The following is a 266-nucleotide window of genomic DNA, read 5'->3' on the forward strand; positions in this document are numbered from 1 at the left end:
GGCTTGGTGTGCAGCATGAGTCGGCGTGGCAACTGCCACGACAACGCACCCGTGGAGAGCTTCTTCGGCCTGCTCAAGCGCGAGCGGATCAGGCGACGGATCTATCCCACCAAGGACGCCGCACGCGCCGAGGTATTCGACTACATCGAGATGTTCTACAACCCCAACCGCCGCCACGGTTCAACTGGTGACCTGTCCCCTGTAGAGTTTGAACGGCGCTACGCGCAACGAGGGTCTTGAGTGTCTACGGAACTCTGGGCGTATCA

At 60.5% G+C, this 266-nt stretch carries 1 protein-coding gene; it reads left to right on the top strand.

Translation table 11 applies throughout. The features are described 5' to 3' along the window. A partial coding sequence (locus XcodCFBP4690_RS22240; protein WP_146092060.1) for an IS3 family transposase occupies positions 1–240 on the top strand: 240 nt, incomplete at its 5' end. Between the last annotated feature and the right edge of the window lie 26 nt (positions 241–266).

Source organism: Xanthomonas codiaei, assembly GCF_002939785.1.
GTDB classification, from domain to species: domain Bacteria; phylum Pseudomonadota; class Gammaproteobacteria; order Xanthomonadales; family Xanthomonadaceae; genus Xanthomonas; species Xanthomonas codiaei.